Raw genomic sequence first — 23371 nt, forward strand, 5'->3', positions numbered from 1 at the left:
TGTCTGCCATTTTTATCACTTCCTTTCTTTCTTTGTTGTTTTAGGTGGAGGCTTAACAGATTTTTATATCCACTTTGTGAATGAGCGTTTTGAAATGATAGAATTAAAAAAGCCGACTACTGAATTAATTTTTGTTGTTTCAGTATGTCGGCTTAATTGTTTTGTTCATTTCAAATTTTAAAAGTCAAGGGCGAGCGTTAGCGAGTTTATTTACCCTTGACTTTTAAAAAGCGAATGGTTGTTGCTCCCTGCAAGGGTTTTGCTCCGCAGGACGCAAGCACCCTTTAGGGTGTATAATTGCGCCCTTAGAAAATCTAAGGGAGATTTAATTATTTACAAACCCCTTTATTTTTCTTAATTTTCTCTTATTATTTTTAGTGTTTCTTTAAATTCTTTTGTCTTTGTTGCTTCTTCTAGTAGAATTTTTATTTCTTCATCTGTTAGTTCTTCTGAATTTTCTATAAGGCTTTCTAAGATTGCTCCTCTTGTTATTAGTCTATGGGTTCTTTCTTTTCTTCTTTTTACTATGTCTTGTTTTAATATCTTCTTTTCTTTATTTTTTAGTTGCCTTAGTCTTTCTTCTGTATCATTAATTTTATCTTTTATTTCTTTTGACTCTTGTCTTATTTGCTCTAATTTTTTCATACTGATCTCCTTTCTTGTATTAAAAAAGAGATAACATTTCTGCTACCTCTTTCAAAGTTTCACTATTGAAATTTTATGTCTTTTGAAACATCATCTACGTTTCTATAATGATTTTCTATTGCTTTTTGTTCTTTTTAATTCTTGTCTTTCATTTACTTTTATGGCCATAGATAAGCGACTAAGATTCACTTTTGATAGCCAAAATATTTCAATTTATATGTTTTATTTTTTTGTTACTGCAAAAGTTATAGGATCAAAATTATAATCATTTAACAGTTCTGTTGCAGTTATAATTTTTATTTCTCCCCTTCGAGTATTTTTATCAAAGTTAAAAACTCTATATATTACTGCACCATCATCTTGGTATTGTTCAAAGAAATTTTTTTCATTTTTACTCATATAAAATATAGTGTCTGCTGAAGCTGATGTTGTTTTTACCTCTATTCTTAAAATATTACCATCCTCATCTATAGAACTAATGTCATACCCTAAACCATCGCCTTGCAACTTACTTAAATGTTGTACCCTATCAACATCACTTTTGCTGAAGCTTGCAACTTTATCCCTTTCATATTGATAAACAAATTCTTCTCCCATATTTCCTATTTCTTGATTATCCTCATATTTCTTTGCCCAGTCAACATCTCTACCTATAAACTTAGTTGTCCTCTTTTTTCTTTTTTTGATTTCTGCATCAGAAATTGGAGATAGGTTTTTATTTGAAATCCCTGTTACAGCTGTAAATACTGCAGGTCTATAGTTTTTATCAACAATAAAACCCTCTTCATACTCCCTAATTTGCTCTGTTTGATGTGCAACAATATTACCTATTCTCTGCATTATTAATATCTCATTTCGTGTTTGTGACATTACCTTATCTTCATCATCAAAAACTAGCACCTCATCTAATCTTTGTTTAACTTCTGATGTAGTTAATTGTCCATATCTATCTAGTAGTGGCTTTATCGCTCTTCTTATTTCAGCTTCTGAATGCATAAATTTATTCCCCCAATTTGTAATTTGTTATAAGCAAATGCTTCGCTTCTTTTTCATTTCTATTTTGGAAACTCACAAGATACTTTTTGTCAAAGCTTTCAATGTTAAAATCCTTGTAAAGTTCATAAATAAAATCAGTATTTTTAATTATTAACATAAAATTTGCTTTAGTACGCTTACAAAATTCTGATAACCTTTTATGGTCTGTATTATCAAAAACATTGTTTGCATATGTTGAGAAAGTAGTGTCATATGGTGGATCTAGAAAGATAAAATCATCTTTCTTTACAGGATTTTCATTAAAGAAATCTTCAAAATCAAGAGAAAAAATTTTAGTATTATTTAGCCTTTCTATCATTTCAGCACTCTCCATATATTCTATTTTTTTCTCTAAATACTTTCGGTTGTAGCTAATTCCTCCATAGGGAACGTTAAATCCTCCATTTTTGTTATATCTAAACATGGATGAATAACAATATTCTCTTATAAAATAAAATATAGCACTTCTAAAATTTTTATCAATCTTTAGTTCTTCTGAATTATTATATAAAAATCTAAAATGTGTATATAGTCCACTTTTAAAAGCAGTTTCTATGTTTTCTTTTACATCATCACTTGGTAGAATCCCCCTTTCCTTTTCAATTACTTTCATTCTTTTTAGTTTTCTAGATACACTCCTATCAAGTTCTTTTAGAATTCTTTTTCCATCAACTATAAATTTTTCATTCAGTATTCCGTTAAATTCTTCAGATTTTGTTAATATAAAATCCTCTATATAACTTGAAAGTTCTTTATCTGATATATTATCTGTTTTATACTTGTTGTATAGAGAAGTTAGTTCATCTATATATTTTCCAGTAATATTTTCAAGTATTTTCCAACACTTATCTATTTCTTTGATTGCATAAAAGAAAGTTTCATTATTTTCTTTTATACATTGATATATCTCCATTAACTCTTCGGATTTATCGTTTATATAATACTTATCACAATATTCTAATCCAAAGTATGCCGCTCCTCCACCTACGAATGGCTCGTAATAATTATTTATTTTTTTTGGTACATTACCTAATATTATTTCAAGCTCATCAGTCTTTCCACCGGGCCATTTTATAAATGGTTTCATTTAAACCTCCTTAGTAATCTCAACTACATCTTCAATTCTGCAATCCAATGCCAAGCAAATCTTTTCTAGTGACTCTAAGTTCACATAAGAGTTTTTACTCATTCTTGAAACTATGTTGCTTGTGATGTTTGCAGCTCTTTTTAAGTCTTCTTTATTCATTTCTCTTTCTACCAATAAGTGCCATAATGGTTTATAAGAAATTGCCATATTATTACCCCTTATCCGTTTTATTGTTAAGATATATTATATCATAAATAGTCTGATAAGTCACTTTAGCCTATTTTATACTTGTGCTTGCGTTAGTATTTATTGAGATAGTCCTTGTTTTTTTCCTTGTCCCACTTGGAACTGCTCCAAATCGGCAGGACGCCATGGGACATCTAAATCATGAAGTGCAATCAGCTTGTTTTGCACATTCGTTCCGGCTCCCATTTTCTGTGTAGAACCCATCAAAATACGAATTTCGCCTTTTCTTACCTTTGCAAAGAGTTCATCCTTTTGCTTATCGGAATTTGCTTCATGGATAAAGGCTATTTCTTCTTTCGGTATTCCCATTGCCACAAGTTTTTCTCTAATATCATCGTAAATATTAAACGCTCCATCTCCTTTTGGAGTTGACATATCGGAGAAAAGAAGCTGTGTGGACTTATTTTCTTTTGTCTTATCCCAAATGGAAAAGACATTTTTCACGCACACATTGACCTTGCTGTCAGGATTATCCGGAAGCAGTGGATTGATTAAACGCTGATCTAAGGCGAGTTTCTTGCCGTCATTAGTAATCTTCAGCATATTATCTTCGTCAGGCTCTACTACCCTGTTTCTCACATCATCAGCTCTTTCCGATAAGCTCTTTAGGATTACCTTTTGCTCCTCACTTGGCAAAGTTTTAATAACTTCATAGTGTGCTTCAGGTGTTGGAAGATTTAGCATATCTGCTGTCTGAATATCCGCAACTTCTTTAAACATAGACATTAGTTCAGGAAGGTTATAGAACTTGGAAAATCTTGTCTTTACTCTATACCCTGTTCCCTCCGGAGACAATTCAAAAGCTGACTGCGTTTCACCAAAAGTAGAAGCCCAGCTATCAAAATGCTCCAAATTATTCTTTTTAAGGCTTTCATACTGAAGATAACGCTGCATAGTATAAAGCTCTGTCATCGAGTTACTGACAGGCGTTCCTGTGGCAAAGACAATTCCTTTTCCACCTGTCATTTCATCCATGTATCTGCACTTCATAAACATATCGGAGGACTTAAAGGCTTCAGACTGTCCAATACCTGCTACATTCCTCATTTTTGTGTAAAGGTATAGATTTTTGTAATTATGTGCCTCGTCAATAAAGAGCTTATCTACACCTAATTCTTCAAAGGTAATGACATCATCCTTCTTAAAATCATCGTTTAACTTTTCAAGCCTTGTTTCAAGTTTCTTCTTTGTCTTTTCAAGCTGTTTTACCGTAAAGTTTTGGTTTCTGTCATGCTTATATTCTTCTACATAGTTTATAATTTCATCAATCTGATCCTGAATATGCTTTTCCTGATATTCCTTACTCATCGGAATTTTTTCAAACTGCGTATGCCCGATTACAACGGCATCATACTCTCCTGTGGCAATTCTTCCGATAAATCTTTTTCTATTTTTCGGCTCAAAATCTTTCTTATCTGCAACCATAATGTTAGCTGACGGATATAGCTGCATAAACTCACGACCGATTTGACCTGTTAAGTGATTGGGGACAACAAACAAGGACTTACTGCACATTCCAAGCCTTTTACTTTCCATCGCAGACGCCACCATTTCAAAGGTCTTACCACTACCTACCACATGGGCAAGCAAGGTATTTCCTCCATAAAGGCTTCTTGCTATGGCATTTCTTTGATGAGATCTTAAATCAATTTCTGTGGTCATTCCCTCAAGGGAGAGCTTGCTGCCGTCATATTCTCTGTTACGGATAGAGTTAAAACGCTCGTTATATATCTTTACAAGACGGTTTCTTCTTTCCTGATCGTTAAATATCCAGTTCTTAAATTCTTCTTTTAGAAGCTCCTGTTTCTGCCCTGCAAGAAGCGTTTCCTTTTTATTTAATACAGAAGTTTTCGAGCCGTCCGGATTTACAATCTGATCAAATACCTTTGTTTCTTTTAAATTTAGAGCATCTTCAATCAGCTTATAGGCATTTACCCTTGAGGTGCCGTAAGTCATCTCTGCAAGGTCATTTCCTCTATCCCTGCTCTTTCCTTCTACATTCCATTCGCTTGTCAGATTTGAAAATTTAACCTTAATATCCCATTTGGCATATCCCGGAGTTTTAAGCGTTTCAAAGATGAATTTTTCAATATCCTTAATCGGTATCCAAGTAGCTCCGAGTCTTACATTGATTTCACTTGCTTCAAGCTCTTTTGGAAGAACTTTTATTAGCTCTGCCTTTTGGTATTCCAAACGGTTCATCTCATAGCTTATCAGCTCTTTTTCTTTGCCATCTTCCGCATAGCCAAGATGAGGCAACTCTCTTTCCGTTTGTCTTAGCTTTGCAAGATAGCTGTCTACAATAGCAATCTTATCTCTGATATTTCCGCTTAGGTACTCATTCTTTGTTACATAGCCGTACTTATATGAATTACTGCCGTTTGCACAGGCAAAAGGTAAATCTCCATCTTCAAGGTTAAAAGACAATGGTCTATAAAAGTTTTGTTCTTCTCTGATGTTTAGATAGATTTCCCCTCTAAGTTCTTCTATCAAAGTCGGTCTGTCTTTTCCTGTAAGGCTTCCCATATACTCAAAATCCACATATCCTTTTTCTGATACCGATAAAACAAGAGCTTCAAGGGAAGTGTCTACATGGTCGATAACCTTCGCCTTTGTGATTGTTCGCTTGGAGAAAATATCTCCCTTTGCTTTGAAGTTTTCTTCTTCATCAAGGATTTCAATGGAAGAAACAAGCGGGAAGTTGCTATCCTCTTTTAAGGCTCTGGTATTAGAAAGGTTGTTGACATATCCATGCTTCTTAGAAAAGCTGTCATAAATTTCATTTAGTTTTTCCTGAGCTTTCTTTACTTCATCATCTGAAAAATCTTCTTTCTGTTTGTAAATAACGTCCTTTAAGGCAGCATTTAACTCAAGATAGTCCTTAATCTTTTCCTTGTTTTTATCCGTTACTTCTTTCTTTACAAACAGGGAGTTTTCTCTGTAATAAACTTCATCATCAATAATGGTGTAGGAGAAATTCTTGACATCGTCCGTTGCGGGTATTGTGCTGATTTCATCATCAAGTAGCTCTATTTCTTCATAATTAGCATTTTTAGCGATTTCTTCGCTTGCTTTTGTCAGTAGCTCCTTTAAGTCTGTGTTTTCTTTTGGCAGGCAAGCTATTGTATTCCCAAATCTTCCGGATATTTCTTCCATAGAACCAAGCACCTGTTCAGGATGATCAACAAAGTATTTGTTATATAAAAGCCCGTTTTCATCTTCAGCAAGGTGAATCCAATCCTCATCCCTTTCTCTGATACTGTCCCTTTTCTTTAGGAAGATAATATCTGAGGTTACTTCTGTTCCTGCTACGCCCTTAAAGGTATCGTTCGGAAGTCTTATCGCTCCTAAAAACTCTGCTCTTGCTGCAAGGTAGCGTCTTACACTTTCGTCCTTTTTATCCATCGTTCCGCTTGATGTAATAAAGGCAATAATACCTCCGTTTCTTACTTTATCAATGGACTTGGCAAAGAAATAATCATGGATAAGGAAGTTATTTTTGTTATACTCCCTGTCATTTACCTTATATTCTCCAAAGGGTACATTGCCGATAATCGCATCAAAGAAGTTATTTGAAAAGGAAGTTTCTTCAAGCCCCTTAATCTGTATATCACTTTCAGGGTATAAGAGTTTTCCAATTCGACCGCTTACTGAGTCAAGCTCTACACCATAAAACTTAGACTTGTTCATTTCATCAGGGATATTGCCTATAAAGTTCCCTATTCCCATACTTGGCTCTAAAATGTTTCCCTGTTTAAATCCCATATCCAAAAGTGTCTTATACACTCCGTCAATCACTGTTTTCGGTGTGTAAAAGCTCGTTAAAGTAGATTCTCTTGCAGCTTCATATTCTGCCTGCGATAAGTTCTCTTTTAGAAAGCTCCTTACTTCTTTCCACTGTCCGCCTTTTTCTTCATCGAATACATCAGCAAGTCCTCCCCAGCCAACATACCTTGCTAAAACTTTCTGAGCGGTAATATCTAAATCTCTCTCACCTCTTTCAATTCGATTTAACATCGAGATTGCTTCAAGGTTATTGTTTAATCTCTCACTTGGAGATAACTTGTCAGGTAGCGTTTCTTCTTTAATTTTGAAGTTATGAGCTTCTGCTTTCTTTATTTCTACTTCTTCAGTAGTCTGCTCTGGATGTTTATATGTTTGATTTTGAAATACCCTCTCAAGGTCGCCTTCCAGACGATAAGGAATCACATCGGAGCCTGTTATCATACCGCCAAGATATTCTGTATTGTCCTTAACCGTTACCGTCTTTAGGTTATTTCCCATATCATCAAAGCGTGTGATGGTATAGTCTTTATCCTTGTATTTGACTTCATCTCCGACAATAAAGTTCGGTCTTTCAAGGCTTATCTGCTTCATAAGATCCTCATTATCTGTAAAGGCTACAATCGGAATTTGATGATTGCCTTGCCTTACAGGATCAAGCCACAAGTCATTTTTTCCTGTGATTTCATTTTTAGAAATTTCTCTGACTTTGTATTCTTCATGATGAAAGTAGACGGTATCACCTGCTTTAACTGCAAAATCCTCTAAAGGGATTTCCTCTTTTTTATTCAGTTCTACTTCTTCTCTTTCTTTGAGGTAATCAAATAAGGTAGCTTGAACTGTGTCAGCCCTTCTAACTTCTTCTGTTTCTTCAGGTGCTTCAAGTTCTTCTTCTACAAAGCTAAGTTCTCCATTAAAGACAGACTGAAGCTCCTGCTCATCCATCTGCTTTTTAAGTTCTGTATCTTTCAGCTCTCTAAAGGTCTTTGGAAAATCTTCTAAAATAAGCCTTTGGGCATTTAATTCCTTTAGTTCTTCAAGATTAAAATATCCCCATTCAGGTTCAATCCCAAGTACCAGTCCAAAGGCATCGCCACTTTCCCTGTCATATTCCGTCATATACCAAGTCCAATTAGAACGGAAAGGAATGATATATGCAGCATGAACCTCTTTATCCGCTAATGCTACATCCTCCTGTGCGTAAAGCTCCGGCACTCTTTCAAGCATTTCATCGGTCATTAAGTTTTCAGGAGCATCTTTGGAATAATATTGTGGTTCTTCAATCTTTGACTTGTTTTCTGTTTCCTTTTCTTCAAGATAAAGATTTTTAGAAAACAGCTCGTCGATATGCTTTGCAACACTTGTCCAAGTAAGAAACACATCATTACAATCATTTTTCTGTAATTTAAGTCCCTTAGCATCGTGCCATTCATCACTTCCCATTGCTCCGGAAACAGCATGGGAATGTCCTCCAATTCCATATTCGTCTTTTAAGAAATTCGCTTTTTCCTGAAGCGTATGATTTTCTTTAAAAAACTTGGTGATTCGTTCTTTTCCTCTATCAACGCCACTTCCTCTTGAAAGACTTTCAAGGACTTCATCTTCTGTAATAAAGGACTTTACCTTCGGAAGTTCTGTCAAATTGGTGCTATATTCCTTTCGTGGCAGCTCAAGTTCCTGTAATTTCTGATAAAGGCTATCTACCTTGTGATAGTGAAACCTTAGTACATTCCTATTTTCTTTATATCCTGCTATAAATCTGTCATATTCTCTGATTGTTTCTTTCAGATACTCAGGATTTTTTAATGCTTCAGATAATCTTTTTGTTTCTTCCGAAAAGCCCCCACCTCTTTCAAAAAGTTCAAAATATCCTTGCTCTTTTCCTTCTTCACTTAAATCATGAGATAGATACCATAGAGATTCTGAAATCCGATCTCTTTCATAATCAAGAGCTTCAAAAAGCTCTACATTTGTAGCAAATTCCCCACTATTAAGAAGTTCATTTATCCTCTTTGCAGCATCATTCCAGTTTAAGACCTGCGTATCATCTTCTCTTGCAGAAGTTCCATAGGCTAAATGAATGCCTTTATCCGAATACCAGGAAGATACTTCTCTTTCATCAATGTAAAACCCGTTTCCGCCTTTAAAGGTATCTTTGAGGTATTCTCCCAATTCTTCTACTGTTTTTTCTTTGGAAAACTCAGCAATAACAGGAAGTCTGCCGCCATCGTGATTTCCTCCGTTAATAAGGACGGTATCTATATCATTCTCAGTTAGCGGAATCGTAAGGCGTGTCTGTCCATAGGAGTTTTCTGGTAAAGAAAAAGAAGCCTTTTCAGCTTCTCTTATCTCTACATCAATATTTTCTCTTAACCTTCTACTATTTCCTTGATCGTCATCTCTTTCAAAGCTGAAATCATTGCTTTGTACTGTGGATTGCTCTCTCCCTCTATCTTCCAAGCTGCCATCAGCTTCGGCTTCTCTCTTCTCATAAACTCTATCGCCTGTTTCTGAATGTCCATCAGGTGTCCTGTCAACTTCTTCTCCTTGTATAGATCTACTAACATCTCGAAGTTGCTCTGCTCCTCGCTCTGTGAAAGAAACTCCAGCCTCATCACTGCGTAGGTCGGATTTGGATACTTCCTTATGAAGTCCGTCTCTTCCTCCAAGCTGTTTAGCGTATTCTCCCTGATTTTCTCTATTATCTCGTCTGTACTCTCCATTTCGGAGAACTCGCCCGTTTTCATTTCTTCCCTGATCATCTCGTCGAAGTACATATTCTTCTACCTCCTCCAATTCTTCTTTAATCTTATTATATCCCGCTTCTTTTCCTCTTAAAACTTCTTTTTGCAGCTCAAGTTCTTTGCTTTTTTGAATGGTCGCATCAATAATCTTTCCGCTAATATCCGATACGCTTTCACCAAGACTCATTAGAGATATGCTGTCAAGTCTTTGAAAATTCTCTCTTAAAAGCTCATAATCTATCGAATAATCTAACTTAAATCTTGATGCTACCGCATAGCTTACCGAGTCCCTTACAAACTTTGTAAAGGATATTCTATCCTCATCCGCTATTCTAAGTTCATTCATTAAGGTATCTATTTTTTCATCACCGTAGAGTCTGCTTAAAGAAAAGATGTTTTCAAGTGTGCTTTTACTTTCCTCATAGCCCTCGCTTTTTATCATTTCCTTTAACACATCTTGATGATTTTCTTTGTCAAACTTCCAAAGATTTACTTCGTTGACATCTCTGTTTCTTGAAACTGTCTGACCTATATCAAAAATATAGTCCACTTTCTTGAATGTGCCATAGTCCTCTAAAATGGGGATACCTTTCTGTCCTCGCATTACTGTTCTATTAAAACGTTCCCTCCAGTAGTCAAACTTGGCACAAGCTATTGCTTCAGGATTTTTATCATAGATACTTAATTGACTTCTAAAGTCATATCTTTGATTGTTTCCGACAACCTTTAAGAGCTTCAGATACTCTGCTTCACTATGAAGCACATCTTGTTTTATAAGCTCCAAAATGTTATGAAAATCATTTATTCGCATTTTTACCTCCTTCGTTTTTCCAAACAAAAAAGGCGGTTAGATTTTACTCTAATCACCTTTTACGCATTATATTATTAAATTTTATTCGTTTGTTTCTTCCGCAATATCTACATATTCTTTTAATTTTCGTTGCAACAAATTCTTATCTATCAGTTTTAATGTATACTCCGATACCATTGTAGGCGAAAGACTTCTACTTAATGCAAATTCTACTACCTCATCATCTTTTGAAGCACAAAGGATTACTCCTACGCTTGGATTTTCAGTTTGTTTCTTTACTTCTCTATCCAGTGCTTCTAAATACAGGTTCATTTTTCCGATATATTCCGGCTTAAACTCTCCAATTTTTAATTCAAATGCAACTAAACAAGATAGTCCCCTATGATAGAACAACAAATCTACATAGTAATCATGATTGCCAACCTGTACCCTATACTCATTACCTATAAAGGAAAAATCTTTCCCAATCTCTAAAATAAAGTTCTTCAGATTCTGGAGAATTGACTTCTGAAATTCTCTTTCATTTCCAATCTTGGGAGCATCAAGAAATTCTAAAACATAACTGTCCATAAACAAATTATGCGTCTCTTGTTTTGCCCTTTGTATAGCAGGCAAATCGTTACTATTTGAAAGCATATAACGTTCATAATAGCCACTGTCCATCTGCCTTACCAACTCTCGGTGAGTTAGATTCTCCTTAATTGCTAAGTTAATGTAGAATTCTCTTTCTTCTTTACTTTTAGATCCTGACATTATTTTCAAATGATTAGACCAGCTCAATTGTGTCAACAACGTTGACACTTTTTCATCATCCTTATATAGCTCATAGAATTGCCTCATTCTATAAAGCCCCCTACGGGTAAATCCTTTTAAATCAGGATAATTTTCAGAGAAAAAATCGGCAACATTTTCCACAAAATTTGACCCATAACCTGCTTCTTTACTTTTCTCACTTATATACTTTCCCACTTCCTGATACATCAAAATCAATTCTTCATTGACTTTTCTATAAGCACGATCCTTTGCACTTTCGACAATCTTAACAATATCATCAAACTGATGATTATCTTTTCCAATATCTGTATTCTGCAATACCATCTTATCCTTATTCATTGTTTCACCTACCTCTAAAAACGTGCTGTTATTTTTTAATGTTTTCTTCAATAAAAGCCTTAGAATTTTGAATTTGCACTTTATCTTTATTAACTACAAAAGTAACATAATCTCCATTTTCTAAATTTAAAAGTTCCCTTATCCTTTTCGGAATAGTAACCTGTCCTTTTGCCATAACTTTTGCAGTATCCATAAATATATCTTCCATATTTACTTCCTTTCGCCCTACTTTTCCTACAAAATTATAGCACTTTTGGAGTATTTTTTCCACTCTGAATTAGTTATCTCTTACTTACTATATGTCAGAACAACCTCTTTTATTTCATTTTCAATTGCTTCTAAAAATTCTTCCTTTGAAGATTTCCCTTTGGCAATATCCGCTAATTCCATTTCCCACTTTGCAGTTGTTTCCGCTGACTTAAAGGTATCGGATACTATTGTTACAAGGCTGATCCCCTTATGCGTGGCAATCAAATTTTTCTTATCTCTTTCGACAAAACCCTTATAGATTAAGTTTTCAATAATTCCTGCCCTTGTTGCAGGTGTTCCAAGTCCCTTTCTTTCCACTTCTACACCTTTTTCTAAGGCTTCATTTCCTGCAATCTCCATAGACTTTAGAAGCGTATCTTCAGTGAAGTGTTTCGGTGGTTGAGTAAATTTTTCTTTAATCTCTTTATTTTCAATACTTAAAACATCACCGATACTTACATCAGGAAGCTCTATGAACTCATTCTTCTTGGACTTGTATTCTTTAAGGTATTTGCTAAAGCCCTCGTCTCTAATTACCCTTCCTGAACTTGTAAATTCAAATCCGTCAAATTCAGCTACAATCTTTGTTGTGTTTTCGACTAATGGATAGCCTACACTTGCGTGAAGCTTATTAGAAATAAGCCTATATACCTTCGCTTCACTATCAGGGATACTCGATAAATCTTCACTTAACGAGCTTACTGTCGGAATAATAGCGTGATGATCCGTAACATTTTTTGAGTTAAATACCGTCTTGATACGCTCTGTATCAAAATCATTTTTTCCTAAAATGTTATTGACCGTACTTACAATCATATCTTCCGTTAAGCATCTGCTGTCTGTTCTTGGATAGGTAATTAGTTTCTTTTCATACAGGCTTTGAGCATAATCAAGCGTCTGCTTTGCTGAATATCCAAAATATTTATTACACTCTCTTTGAAGTGTTGTTAGATCAAAGGGTAAATCCGGCTTTGTAATCTTTTCTTTTTGAATGACATCAGTTATTTCAATATTATCGCCTATTAAATTAATAAGCTGCTCTGCGGTTATTTCATCACCAATTTTGTCTGTCGATAATGTAAAGCCGTTCATAGAAAGCTCTACGGTGTAGTATTTTTCTTTCTTAAAATTATTTATTTCTTCATCTCTTTTTACAATCATGTAAAGCGTTGGGGTTTGCACTCTCCCGACACTGTAATTTTGCTTATACAGGCAAGAATATAGCCTACTGATATTCATTCCGACAAGCCAGTCTGCAATAGCTCTTGCCTGTGCCGATTCAAAGAGCTTATCGTAATCTTTGCCATTCTTTAGATTGGAAAATCCCTCTTTGATAGCACTATCTTCCATTGACGAAATCCAAAGACGCTGCATTTTCTTTTTGCATTTAGCTTCGTTATATACCAGTCGAAAAATACTTTCTCCTTCTCTTCCCGCATCGCACGCATTGATAACTGTATCAATCTCCTTATCATTCATCAGTTTTTTAAGGATATTAAACTGCTTTTTTGTAGCCTTTGCCACTTCAAATTTGTACTGCTTCGGAATAATCGGCAAATCCGATATATTCCACTTAGCGTATTTTTCATCATAAGCGTCCGGATTTGCCATCTGAATTAGATGGCCTACGCACCAAGATACCTTATATCCATTTCCCTCATAGTATCCATCTTTCTTTTTTGTAGCTCCTATTACCTTTGCAATTGATATAGCTACACTCGGTTTTTCTGCTATCACAAGTATATGTTCCATGTATATTTTTCCTCCTGCTTTCATTGTAAAAGGGCGAAAGATTTTACTCTCCCGCCCTGCGTTTGCACCCATAACAATATATTTTAAGATGCATTTATTCTTCATCATAAGCTTCTGTTTCTTCTGCTTCTCCTATTTCTTGCTCACTTTCTGCTTCCGAAAAGAAATCATCATCTTCTTCCTCTAATGATTCAAGCTCCTTATCCTCTTTCTTTTTTACGACCTTAAAGTAATAACCTGCTCCTAATGCTCCGCCTATAACAAGAAGCAGAATAATATATGTTCCTAAATTACTCTTTTCTTCTTTTTTCTCAGGCTTTACTTCTTCCTTAGTTGGCTCCTCTTTGCTAATCTCCTGCTTCGGAGCTTCTTTCTTTTCAACCATATTTAGAAGATCATCTTCAGATACTTCCGTTAAAAGCATTACATTTTCTTGTGTCTCATCGTGGTTGATGATGAGATGGAAGGTCTTACCGTTTTTCGTTTGAAAGGTAATAAACTGTCTTGCATCAGCAGAATACAGATCTGTTTCTTTGTTATCACCGCTATCCCCGTGATGAATTGGATAGTCCTTATTCGCATTGTCCTTATTTTCCGTAACGGTTCCTCTTGCCTTTGACGGAGCAGAAGCTACTCCCTTATTGGTATTTACAGTCTTACTTGTCCCGTCCATAGATGAATCCTGATTGTTATTGGCAGGAGCTTTCGGTGTCAGCTTATTAGGATAGCGAATATCTTTCTCTTTCGTTTCAGAATTACTTGTATCTTTTACAGTATTTTCTGAACTCGCCTGTGTAGTTGTGCTTTTTCCTGTATTGTTTACAGGTGTTTGATTTGAAATGCCTGAGTTTTTCTTAATTCCGGAAATAGGACTGTTCAGTGCAGGCGGATTAGATATTACGGGAGCCTTGTTTGCTTCATTTGCCTTTTCCTCAAGCTCTTTAATCTTTTTATTCAGCTTATCCATTTCCTTCTTCATTTCTTCTGATAAGTCCCTATTTTCCTTATCTTTTTTCATTTTTTCTTTCAAGCTTTCAATCTGGGCTTCAAGTTCTTTGATTTTTTCTTTCTGATTATCGCTTAATTTGTCTTTATCCTTCATTTCGCTATTTAACTTATCAAGTTTTTCCTGAAGCTCCTTAGCATCTTTTTCCATTTTGAAAATATCATTTTTAGAAAGCTCTGTCTGCGTTGATTTATCTTCCGTCTTTGGAGTTTTCGTCTGCGAGCTTTCATCCTGTTTCGGCTTTTCTTCTTCTGTCTGAGTCTCTTTATCTTTAGCCTCAGTCTTTGCTACCTTTCGGATAATTTCATCATTTCCATCGCCTTTTACTTCATAAAATAGAAACTCATCAATAAATTTCATATTATCAGGGAGCATCGGCAGATCACCGCTGTCAAGAAGCTGTCCTTTCTCAGCCTTTATCTTTTCTTCCTTATAAACTTTTTCATCTTCAAAGATATACTTTACATTTACTTCCACTTGTGTTTGGACAGCTTTATCGCTTGTAGGTGCTTCCGTTAAGCTTTGCTCATGAGCATAAACAACTGTCCAAAGACCCAAAAGGCAGCTTATACTTACAACGACTGCAAGTGCTGCTGTCCAAAACTTCTTATTCTTTTTCCAACTGGTTTTCATTTGACTTCTCCTTTTTCATTTCTACTCTTTGTCTGTTTACCTTTGCCATCAAATCACTGATTGTAATGTTGTTCTTTCTGCAAATGGCAATGATTTCTTCGTTTTCAAGTTCTTCTTCACGAATAAATAAAGGCTCCAATTCTTCATCAATCAAAGCCTTTTTATCCTTCAACTTCTTTATTTTGTTTTTCACTACCGTTAATTCTCGTTTCACATTGTTACCTCCTATTTCTTTACGTTTGGTGGGAATCCAAATCCTACGGGATGATGCTTGCAGAAAGACGCAATCCAATTGTCTAAAGTGGTTACTCTTATTCGTCCAATATTATCCATAACTTTACCATCTCCAATATAAATTCCTACATGACCATAGGTAAGTCCTGCTGTGCTTCCACTACTACTGCTTTCCACCGCTACAAGCATTCCCACCTTGAGTTTTGACCTGTCTGATGTAAAAGTATAGTTTCTGTACATATCGCAGGCATTTCCGCCAATATATCCAAGACCTGCATTTTGATAGACCTGTGAAACCCACATGGCACACCAGCCTGCACCCGGAGATGGCGTGATGTATGCAGCATTAACAATCTTCTTTTGAAATTCACTTGATGCTTCATACTCAACTCCACCACCTACGCCACCATTTGCACTGATAAGGTCAGAATTTCCAAAGGCTTCTCCCATATTTCCTTGTGCAAGGAATAAGGCTTCATAGTGCTTTAAGTTATCGGGATAATCAGCAAAGACCTTTCGGATAATGCTGTCCATCTCTTTTTTATGCAGCGTTACAATGAGCTTTTTATACTCATAAGGTTCTTCATGACTTTCGGTATATTCGTTGCCATCTTCATCGGTATAGGTGTCTGTAACTGTCCTGTATCTGATTTCAACTTCTTCCCTATATTCAAGGTCATACATGGACTCAAACAATTCTTTTAATATGGATTCTACTTCCGATACACTCTTTACCTCTCCACATCTTGATGTAATATAGGATAAAAGCTCATGGACATTATGACCAATATACTCTGTATTATTTAAGATGTACTCGTCATAGCCGGGATAGTTATTTTTGACATGATCAACCTCATTTTGAAGCTCACTCTCCATAGCAGAAAAGCTCTGATTGATTTCATTTAGGACATTTGGCTTTGACAAATAGCTTGTTGTAAGAATAGAACTTGTGGAGTTCATAAAGCCTGTCATTCCCGTTCCTGCAAAGTTGATAAAGAAAGTTCCCAAAATAATAAGACCTATGAAAATAATCATAAGTCCCTTTGCTTTTCTTAATATAAATCTCTTTGAGCCTTTCAACGAGCCAATGAGGTTTTCTTTAATCCGATCTCTGAGCCTTGACTTATTCTCACGACGAATGGCTGCCTTTACCTGATTTTTCTTTTGAAATCTTTTATAGGCATTTGCTCTTTTATATTCATTCGTCTTTTTCAGGTTCTCTTTGGCATCACGAAATTCAAGCTTCGATTTTCGCTTCCTGATTTTATAATCCTTATTTGTAAGATCGTATCCTTTCTTCGCCTTTTTCTTATCAGAATATTTCTTTATGCCATGAATGAGTTTCGAGCTTGCGTCCGCTGTCTTTTCTCCTGCCTCTACCCCTTTATTTTCATCACTTCCATGAGAAAGATAATCCCTTACGGTTTCACTTCCTTTGGCAAGTCCTGAAAGGGCAGATACCTTTACCATATCTTTCTTTAGCTTTTTCCTCTGCTCTTTAGAAAGGCTACTATAAACTTTTTCGCTTGCAGCATCTTTTCCAGTCTTTTTACCTTCAGATTTATTTCCCTTTGACACATCTTCTTTTTTTCTTGTATAAAGGCTTTCGGTGTAGTTTTTCCTCTTATACTTTCTCTTTTTAGCCTCATGAGTTATAGAGGAACTTCCAAAAAACTCATCTTTTTTATGGAGATTATCATCCACATCATAGGTCGATTCAAAGTAGTCGCTGTCCCTAAAGTCATTATCGTATCTGTCTATAATCCCGTCATTATCAAGGTCTTTTCCTAAAGGATCATAGATTTTTCCATCCTTTACCTCCGTAATATAATCCGATCTTCCTGTTTCACTTACAGCAGCTATACTATCCTTATCAGAAGCTCTATATCTTGCATTTCTCTTGGATGTTCCATAAGCCTTTTCATTATCAGAACTTACCTTGTTTATTTTCTTATGAACCTTGTCCTGAAATCTGTCTTTGTCATGGACGATTTTTCCTCTGTAATCATCGTTGTGCTTTAGCTTACTTTCTTCAGATGTAGTGAATGTTTCACTATGGATCATTTCTCTTTCAAGACTTGCCTTATGCCTTTCCCTAAAATCCTTTTTCAGCTTTTTCCCCATAGGCTACCTCACTTCTTCAGGCTTGGTAGTCATCTTCTGATAGAGAATTGTATCTTTCGGGAACTTATCAAGGAAAGGAACAATGGTATTTCCAAAGAACAGTAATCCCTCGCCCTCATTTGAGTTGGTAACATATCTAAGCTGAGGAAGTGAGATTTTAAGTTTTCTTGCTAAAATTTCTCTGTCTCCTGACGCTTGATTTAGCATTAAGACAAAGTCGGTATTATCAAAGATATTTTCAATTTCCTTACTCATAAGTAGGTCTTTGACATTTTGCGTAATACCCGTAGGGATACCTCCCCACTTACGAAATCTTTTCCAAATCTCTACCGAATACGATGCTGTCTGTTCATCTTTTAGCAGCAAGTGGAACTCGTCGATATAGTACCTTGTAGCCTTGCTTCCTCTATTTTGAGATACTTTATTCCACACCTGATCCTGTATAACAAGCATTCCTATTTTCTTTAGCTGACTTCCAAGCTCTTTAATATCAAAGCACAGGAGTTTCTTATTTAAGTCCACATTTGACCTGTGATTAAAAACATTAAGGGAACCTGATACATAGATTTCCATCTCCGTTGCCAGCTTTTTACCGACCTTTTCTTCCTGTCCTTTTAACATATCGTATAGGTCTTGCAGTATTGGCATATTGTCAGGAGTTGGATTATCAAAATACTTTTCGTAAATCTTAGGTAAGCACCTGTCTATAACGGACTTTTCTTCTGCCGTAAGACCACTGCCGCCTACTACAAGCTCCAGCATACTCATAATGAAGTTTGCTTTGTCTTTCAGTGGCGCATCCCCATCGCCATAGTTCATATTTATATCAAGGGGATTCAGGTAATCTTTGGACTTACTGCTGACTTTAATGACTTCTCCATTAAATTGTCTTACAAGGTTTCCATACTCTCCTTCTGGATCGCAGATAATCACATCATCGTCCGTTACTAAAATTGCATTTGCCATTTCTCTTTTAGCACTAAAGGATTTACCACTTCCAGGAGTTCCGAGGATTAGACCGTTTGGATTTTTGAGTTTTTTCCTATCTGCCATAATCAGGTTATGGCTTAAGGCATTTAGTCCGTAATAAAGACTGTTACTTGAATTGATAAAAAGCTCCTCTGTGGTAAAGGGCATAAAAACTGCCGTAGATGATGAGGTTAGTCCTCTATCTATCTCAATCTTGTTTACGCCAAGAGGTAGCACGCTGATAAGTCCTTGTTCTTGCGTATGGTCAAGTCTTTTCAGCTTGCAGTTATGCTTATTTGCAATGGAACTTATCTGAGAGATTGTGTTATCAAGCTTTTGCACCGTTTTTGCAAAGTTCATAAAGACGATACTTACCACAAACATTCGTTCATCTCTTGTCTGCAAATCTTTTAAGAGACTCTTTACATCTTCTCCATAGGTGATTAAGTCCGATGGAAGAATGTCCATATCATAACCGCTTCTTACCGCTTTCTTATTTTCCTCAATTTTCATCTTGTCAATATCGGTATTTTTTCTCTTTACCATTTTAATAGCTTCCGATTGGTCGATTGCCTTAATATGAAAGGAAATATTGATGTTATCATCAATATCCAAAAACTCGGCAAGCATACGGTCTGAAAGCTCGCTGGCAAGAATTTGAAAATGGCTGACTGCCCCGATAAATTTTCCAAACTTAAAGTACCTTGAAGGCGTGAAGTTAAATTCATCAGGTACAATGTATGTTTTAGTGCTTTCCCTTTTCCTCAAATTTTTGTATGAAAACTCAAAGGTCTTATTGGGATTTAATATATCGTGAAGAATCTTGAGTCTTTCTTCCCCACTTAAACTTTCCGCACGAACTCCCATACTCTTTAGATTAGATAATATATCTATCTCCAGTCTTTCAAGTTTTGATGTTGCCTGCTCTAAATTATCCGCTTCTACTGTAAAGGTTACATACTTTGATTTTTTCAGTCCATTATTTCCCTTTACAATCTGACTTTTAAGCATCTCTCTAAACTCAAGACGTATATCGTCAAAACCGTCCTTTTTATCTGGTATCTGAATTGCCGACTTCATTTCTTCGTTTCGTCCAAGTTGATTGATATATGAAAACTCAATACTGATACTTGGATCAAAGGAGTTTAGAAAATTTGCAAACTGATTAAAAATAAGATCCCTATCTTCATCTAAAGCAAGTTGGTAGTTAATATCCTGAAAGGCTATGCTTTTACTAAAGTGCTTTTCGTCAAGCTGACATATACCACTTTTTAAGAGTCTATGATAGGGAATGGTATCTTCGACAGTATATCTTTTTGGTTCTTTTCTAAAAATAAGGTCAAGTAGCCCGCCTTTATCTTTTTTAGATTTTCCCTTATTTTGCTTTAAGTCCTGTCTTTGACTTCTTAACATCTTTTTGTTTTGTTCTAACTTTACCTGCTGAATCTTTCTTTTGTCTTTCAAGGTAAACCTCCTTTCTCACTCTTTTTTGTGGTTGATAAAACTTATGAAGGTAAATATATTTAAAATATTTCTCAAATGTCAGTCCGTCCTTTTCAAAAAGAGTGATGAAAAATATAGGGAGTGTGGACACAATGAGAAATATGACGGCTATATCATTTGGAACAACCTTTCGCATAAATAAATAGACTGGTAGTCCTACCAGTCCTGCGAGTGTGAAACCTATCATCTGCCTTTTGGTTAAGTTAAAAGCTACCTTTGTTTTTACCTTCTTTAGGTCTTTTGGGATTGGTACATACGCCATAACTTACCTCCCATCTTCTTTTTCTTTTGAAAGCTCCGCCATGTGTTCATATACAGAGCCGATTTCTTCCTGAATGCTTTCTATCTGTTTATCTGTATTTTTGTTATATCTTTCCTGCAAAATACAAAAGTCATTATGGCAGCGACCGATGTCTTTTGTTCTTTCTTCCAAGTCATTAATCTTGCTAAAAAGTTTGATTCTATCAATCACCGCTATAACACCTGCTCCGATTACTACTGATGTAAATACTGTTTTTCTTTTGATCATCCTATCCTTCCTTTCTGTTAGTGTGCATTTAATACGCTTTTGGCCAGAGTTCCGCTCTTTAGCATCATTAACCCCAGCAAAACCGCATATCCAAGTATCGTCATGGTACTTGTGTGTATATCTGTTATCTGTATTGTCTTAACTAATACTGCGTATATTCCAAGACAAACCATTAAAAAGAGTCCTTGTAGCCCAAGTGCAAATAGTCCTTTGATATAGTTTGTTCCAATTTGTCCCCACTCTTTGTTTCCCATTGTGGCAAATGGAATGGCTGAAACCGATGAGTAAACATAAATCTCAAACATTCTTCCGTAAACCACAAGCATGATTACAATGGAAATTACCTCTATGGCAACCTTTATGAGTGAGGTTTCAAAGAGAATCATGACAAGCTCTCCAAGCCCCTTTTCTTTTAAGGTATCCATCATTGCCACTATCTGATCTCCGGAAACGGTGGCAGAGGTATTTATCACCCCTGCCGCCTTATTTACCATATGTTGTGCCACATCAAAGACTGCCATTGAAAACTCAAAAGCATGAGATACTAACCATACAGCAATCCACATCTTGATGATGTACTTAAAAAATTCAAAGGTATCTGTATCGTGCATATTGTTCTTTTGCATTACCATATTGATAAGCTCAATACAAAGGACTGCTGTGATGATTAGTCCCGCTATGGGAATAATGACGGAATCGTTAATGCTTTTGATAAAGGCAAATACATCTCCGTTCCACCCCATGGGAGTTTTTCCTACATCTGTTGCAACTGCACCAACTTTATCGTTGATGTCAAGAAACATGGACTCTAAGTTTGCTTGGATACCGCCCAGTAGAAGTTCCTTAAAAAATTCTTCTATCTTGTCGAATATTCCAAACATCTAAGCTCTCCTTTTCTTCTTACTTGAGTACATTGGCAAGTAGCGGAATCAGCTTAAGTCCGATAAGGACAATACCGCCTCCTGCCATAAGCTGCTTTATGCCTAATTAGAGATTGTAAAATACTTGTAGCGTGTCTGTATTTCCTATGAAATTGTAGTAAATATCAATTGTTTGGGTGATTTCTCCATTCACTACTTCTTTTTCGTGAACATAGATTTTTGAGATGAGTTCGTTTAAGGTTTCTTTGTCCAGCTTCTTTATATCCCTATGTTTTTTTATGAGTTCAATCCATTTTTTAACATTAATATCTTCAAGATCTTCTTTGACAATCAATTTTTGATTATCTTTTATTCTTTGATTTAGATAATCTTGTTCGTTTTGTGATTTTTCAAGAATTTTTTGGAAGTTACTTTCACTTATCTTATTGTCTAGCCAGTCATCATATAATCTTTCAATCTTTTTAGTTAAGTCTTCTACTCTTATTTGATCTTCGTAAATCTTATCCATAATAAATTTTTGTTCTTCTTCATTATCAATTTCTCGTGATTTTTCAAGTGCTTTTATAATTTCTTTTTCATCTTTTAATGCTATTTCTGCATTTTTTCTAATATCCTTAAGCACTATCTCATAAAGAGTATCGTAATAAATTCTATGTTGACTACATAATGACTTTCCGTATCTTCTATAAGTGTTACAAGTGAGTAACTTTTCTCTTTTTTTCGATTTGTTTCTTCCAAGATTTAAAGATTTTCCACAATCGGGACATTTCACAATGCCTGCAAATATGCTTTCTTCTCCATTTTTAAATGGTCTTCTCCTGCTCTTTAATTTTTCATTTGCTATATTATAAATATCTTCAGAAATAATTGGTTCGTGTGTATTTTCTACTATTATCCATTCCTCTTTAGGTTTATCGGATAACCAACCTACTTTGAATTTATAATTAACTTTTTGACTAGCAATATGACCAATATAAACTGGGTTTTCAATAATTTCTTTTAGGGTTGTGCAGTCCCACCAATACTCTCCACCATCTACGGTCATTTCTAACTTAGTTTTTTTATTTCTAAGTCCTTTTTTTCTATTCCACCAGGTAGGTGTAGGTATTTTTTCTTCAAAAAGTCTTCTTCTAATTGCTTGTACTCCATAACCACTAAAAGCAAGATCAAAAATTTTTTCAACAATCCATGAAGTTTCATCATCGATTACTAATTTATGTGGATCTTCATTGTCTTTCCTATATCCTATTGGAGCAAGACAACCAATAAATTTTCCTTGCCTTGCCCTTGTCATATAAGCAGATTTCATCTTTTTGGAAACATCTCTTGAATAAAACTCGTTTAAAACATTTTTAAAAGGAACTATTTCGTTGTTTTCTTGAAAGGTATCTACTCCATCATTTAAAGCTATATATCTGACATTGTTCTTTGGGAAGAAATTTTCTGTATAGTATCCAGTCTGCAAATAGTTTCTTCCAAGCCTTGATAAGTCCTTAGTGATGACTATATCCACTTTTTTATTTTCAATATCTCTAATTAGTCTTTGAAATGATGGTCTATTTGTATTTAATCCAGTATATCCATCATCTATATATACATCGTAAATACTCCAGCCCCTTGATTTTACATAGTTTTCTAAAAGTTCCTTTTGGTTTTGTATGCTGGCACTCTCTCCTTTCTGCTCATCATCTTTAGATAGTCTGCAATAAATTGCAGCTTTGAATGAAAAGTGATTTGAATTTGTTTGTATCATTTCCTATTCCTCCTTATTTGAGTTTTCGGAAATAACACAACTTTCTCTAAAACTATTTTTATTATAGCACTCTTTTTTATTACTATCAATATTATATTTGTTATACTCAATTTCATTGGTCTTATTTAATTTGCTTGATTTTTTTATTAATCTTAGAAAAGCGTCTGTGTCTGTTCTTCTATTATCATAATTTCTTTTTACAATATATTTTGTTTGTCTTTTTGTCATAGCTTATCCTTTCATACAATAAAAAAAGGCGATTAGATTTTTAATT

17 protein-coding genes and 2 pseudogenes are annotated in these 23371 nt (G+C 35.2%); 1 reads left to right on the forward strand and 18 read right to left on the reverse strand.

What is annotated here, in order from left to right; genetic code table 11:
- Positions 1-181, forward strand: a 181-nt coding sequence (locus HMPREF2933_RS10170) for a hypothetical protein (RefSeq protein ID WP_222563617.1), incomplete at its 5' end; no start/stop codon positions are given.
- A 173-nt stretch (positions 182-354) separates the two neighbouring features.
- Here the strand turns inward: HMPREF2933_RS10170 and HMPREF2933_RS01595 are convergent.
- The 18 genes and pseudogenes from HMPREF2933_RS01595 to HMPREF2933_RS01675 form a co-directional block, all read right to left on the reverse strand.
- Entirely contained in the window at positions 355-645 is a 291-nt protein-coding gene (locus HMPREF2933_RS01595) for a DUF3847 domain-containing protein (RefSeq protein WP_070672385.1), read from the reverse strand.
- 222 nt (positions 646-867) lie between these two features.
- A complete protein-coding gene (locus tag HMPREF2933_RS10250; RefSeq protein WP_024051479.1) occupies positions 868-1641 on the reverse strand; it encodes a protein NO VEIN domain-containing protein in 774 nt (257 codons plus the stop codon).
- A gap of 4 nt (positions 1642-1645) precedes the next feature.
- On the reverse strand, positions 1646-2767 hold the full coding sequence (locus HMPREF2933_RS01605; RefSeq protein ID WP_070654359.1) for a DNA adenine methylase: 1122 nt from the start codon (positions 2765-2767) through the stop codon (positions 1646-1648).
- Positions 2768-2974 (reverse strand): helix-turn-helix domain-containing protein, encoded by a 207-nt coding sequence (locus HMPREF2933_RS01610; RefSeq protein ID WP_024051477.1) that lies wholly within the window; start codon positions 2972-2974, stop codon positions 2768-2770. It lies immediately after the preceding gene.
- Between the two features lie 111 nt (positions 2975-3085).
- Positions 3086-10351: pseudogene (locus HMPREF2933_RS01615) on the reverse strand (Eco57I restriction-modification methylase domain-containing protein); the annotation flags it as partial.
- Between the two features lie 81 nt (positions 10352-10432).
- The gene (locus tag HMPREF2933_RS01620) at positions 10433-11464 is read right to left on the reverse strand and encodes a PDDEXK nuclease domain-containing protein (protein ID WP_001030694.1); all 1032 of its coding nucleotides are present in this window, start codon (positions 11462-11464) and stop codon (positions 10433-10435) included.
- Positions 11465-11492: 28 nt separating this feature from the next.
- Positions 11493-11672 carry an AbrB/MazE/SpoVT family DNA-binding domain-containing protein gene (locus tag HMPREF2933_RS01625; protein WP_000389423.1) on the reverse strand — a complete coding sequence of 60 codons (180 nt, stop codon included), beginning with the start codon at positions 11670-11672 and terminating at the stop codon, positions 11493-11495.
- A gap of 80 nt (positions 11673-11752) precedes the next feature.
- The gene (locus HMPREF2933_RS01630; RefSeq protein ID WP_007391818.1) at positions 11753-13465 is read right to left on the reverse strand and encodes a DNA topoisomerase 3; all 1713 of its coding nucleotides are present in this window, start codon (positions 13463-13465) and stop codon (positions 11753-11755) included.
- Positions 13466-13559: 94 nt separating this feature from the next.
- Positions 13560-15104 carry a CD1107 family mobile element protein gene (locus HMPREF2933_RS01635; RefSeq protein WP_000858450.1) on the reverse strand — a complete coding sequence of 515 codons (1545 nt, stop codon included), beginning with the start codon at positions 15102-15104 and terminating at the stop codon, positions 13560-13562.
- The gene (locus HMPREF2933_RS01640; RefSeq protein ID WP_000817944.1) at positions 15079-15318 is read right to left on the reverse strand and encodes a hypothetical protein; all 240 of its coding nucleotides are present in this window, start codon (positions 15316-15318) and stop codon (positions 15079-15081) included. Before HMPREF2933_RS01640 ends, HMPREF2933_RS01635 begins: the two co-directional genes overlap by 26 nt.
- 11 nt (positions 15319-15329) lie before the next feature.
- Positions 15330-17462, reverse strand: a complete 2133-nt coding sequence (locus HMPREF2933_RS01645; RefSeq protein ID WP_070672389.1) for a CHAP domain-containing protein — start codon at positions 17460-17462, stop codon at positions 15330-15332.
- A 3-nt stretch (positions 17463-17465) separates the two neighbouring features.
- Positions 17466-19895 (reverse strand): VirB4-like conjugal transfer ATPase, CD1110 family, encoded by a 2430-nt coding sequence (locus tag HMPREF2933_RS01650; protein ID WP_000653488.1) that lies wholly within the window; start codon positions 19893-19895, stop codon positions 17466-17468.
- Positions 19807-20196 (reverse strand): PrgI family protein, encoded by a 390-nt coding sequence (locus tag HMPREF2933_RS01655; RefSeq protein WP_000332203.1) that lies wholly within the window; start codon positions 20194-20196, stop codon positions 19807-19809. Before HMPREF2933_RS01655 ends, HMPREF2933_RS01650 begins: the two co-directional genes overlap by 89 nt.
- Before the next feature lie 3 nt (positions 20197-20199).
- Positions 20200-20463: a hypothetical protein gene (locus HMPREF2933_RS01660; protein WP_000595841.1), complete on the reverse strand. Its 264-nt coding sequence runs from the start codon at positions 20461-20463 to the stop codon at positions 20200-20202.
- Between the two features lie 17 nt (positions 20464-20480).
- On the reverse strand, positions 20481-21344 hold the full coding sequence (locus HMPREF2933_RS01665; RefSeq protein WP_000466907.1) for a VirB6/TrbL-like conjugal transfer protein, CD1112 family: 864 nt from the start codon (positions 21342-21344) through the stop codon (positions 20481-20483).
- Between the two features lie 19 nt (positions 21345-21363).
- A pseudogene (locus tag HMPREF2933_RS09615) lies at positions 21364-21447 on the reverse strand (Maff2 family mobile element protein); the annotation flags it as partial.
- Positions 21448-21450: 3 nt separating this feature from the next.
- The gene (locus HMPREF2933_RS01670) at positions 21451-23097 is read right to left on the reverse strand and encodes a recombinase family protein (protein WP_004825737.1); all 1647 of its coding nucleotides are present in this window, start codon (positions 23095-23097) and stop codon (positions 21451-21453) included.
- A 3-nt stretch (positions 23098-23100) separates the two neighbouring features.
- Complete coding sequence (locus tag HMPREF2933_RS01675) at positions 23101-23325, reverse strand: hypothetical protein (protein WP_004825731.1); 225 nt, start codon at positions 23323-23325, stop codon at positions 23101-23103.
- Positions 23326-23371: the final 46 nt, after the last annotated feature.

The organism is Streptococcus sp. HMSC066F10 (genome assembly GCF_001813805.1).
GTDB classification, from domain to species: domain Bacteria; phylum Bacillota; class Bacilli; order Lactobacillales; family Streptococcaceae; genus Streptococcus; species Streptococcus vaginalis.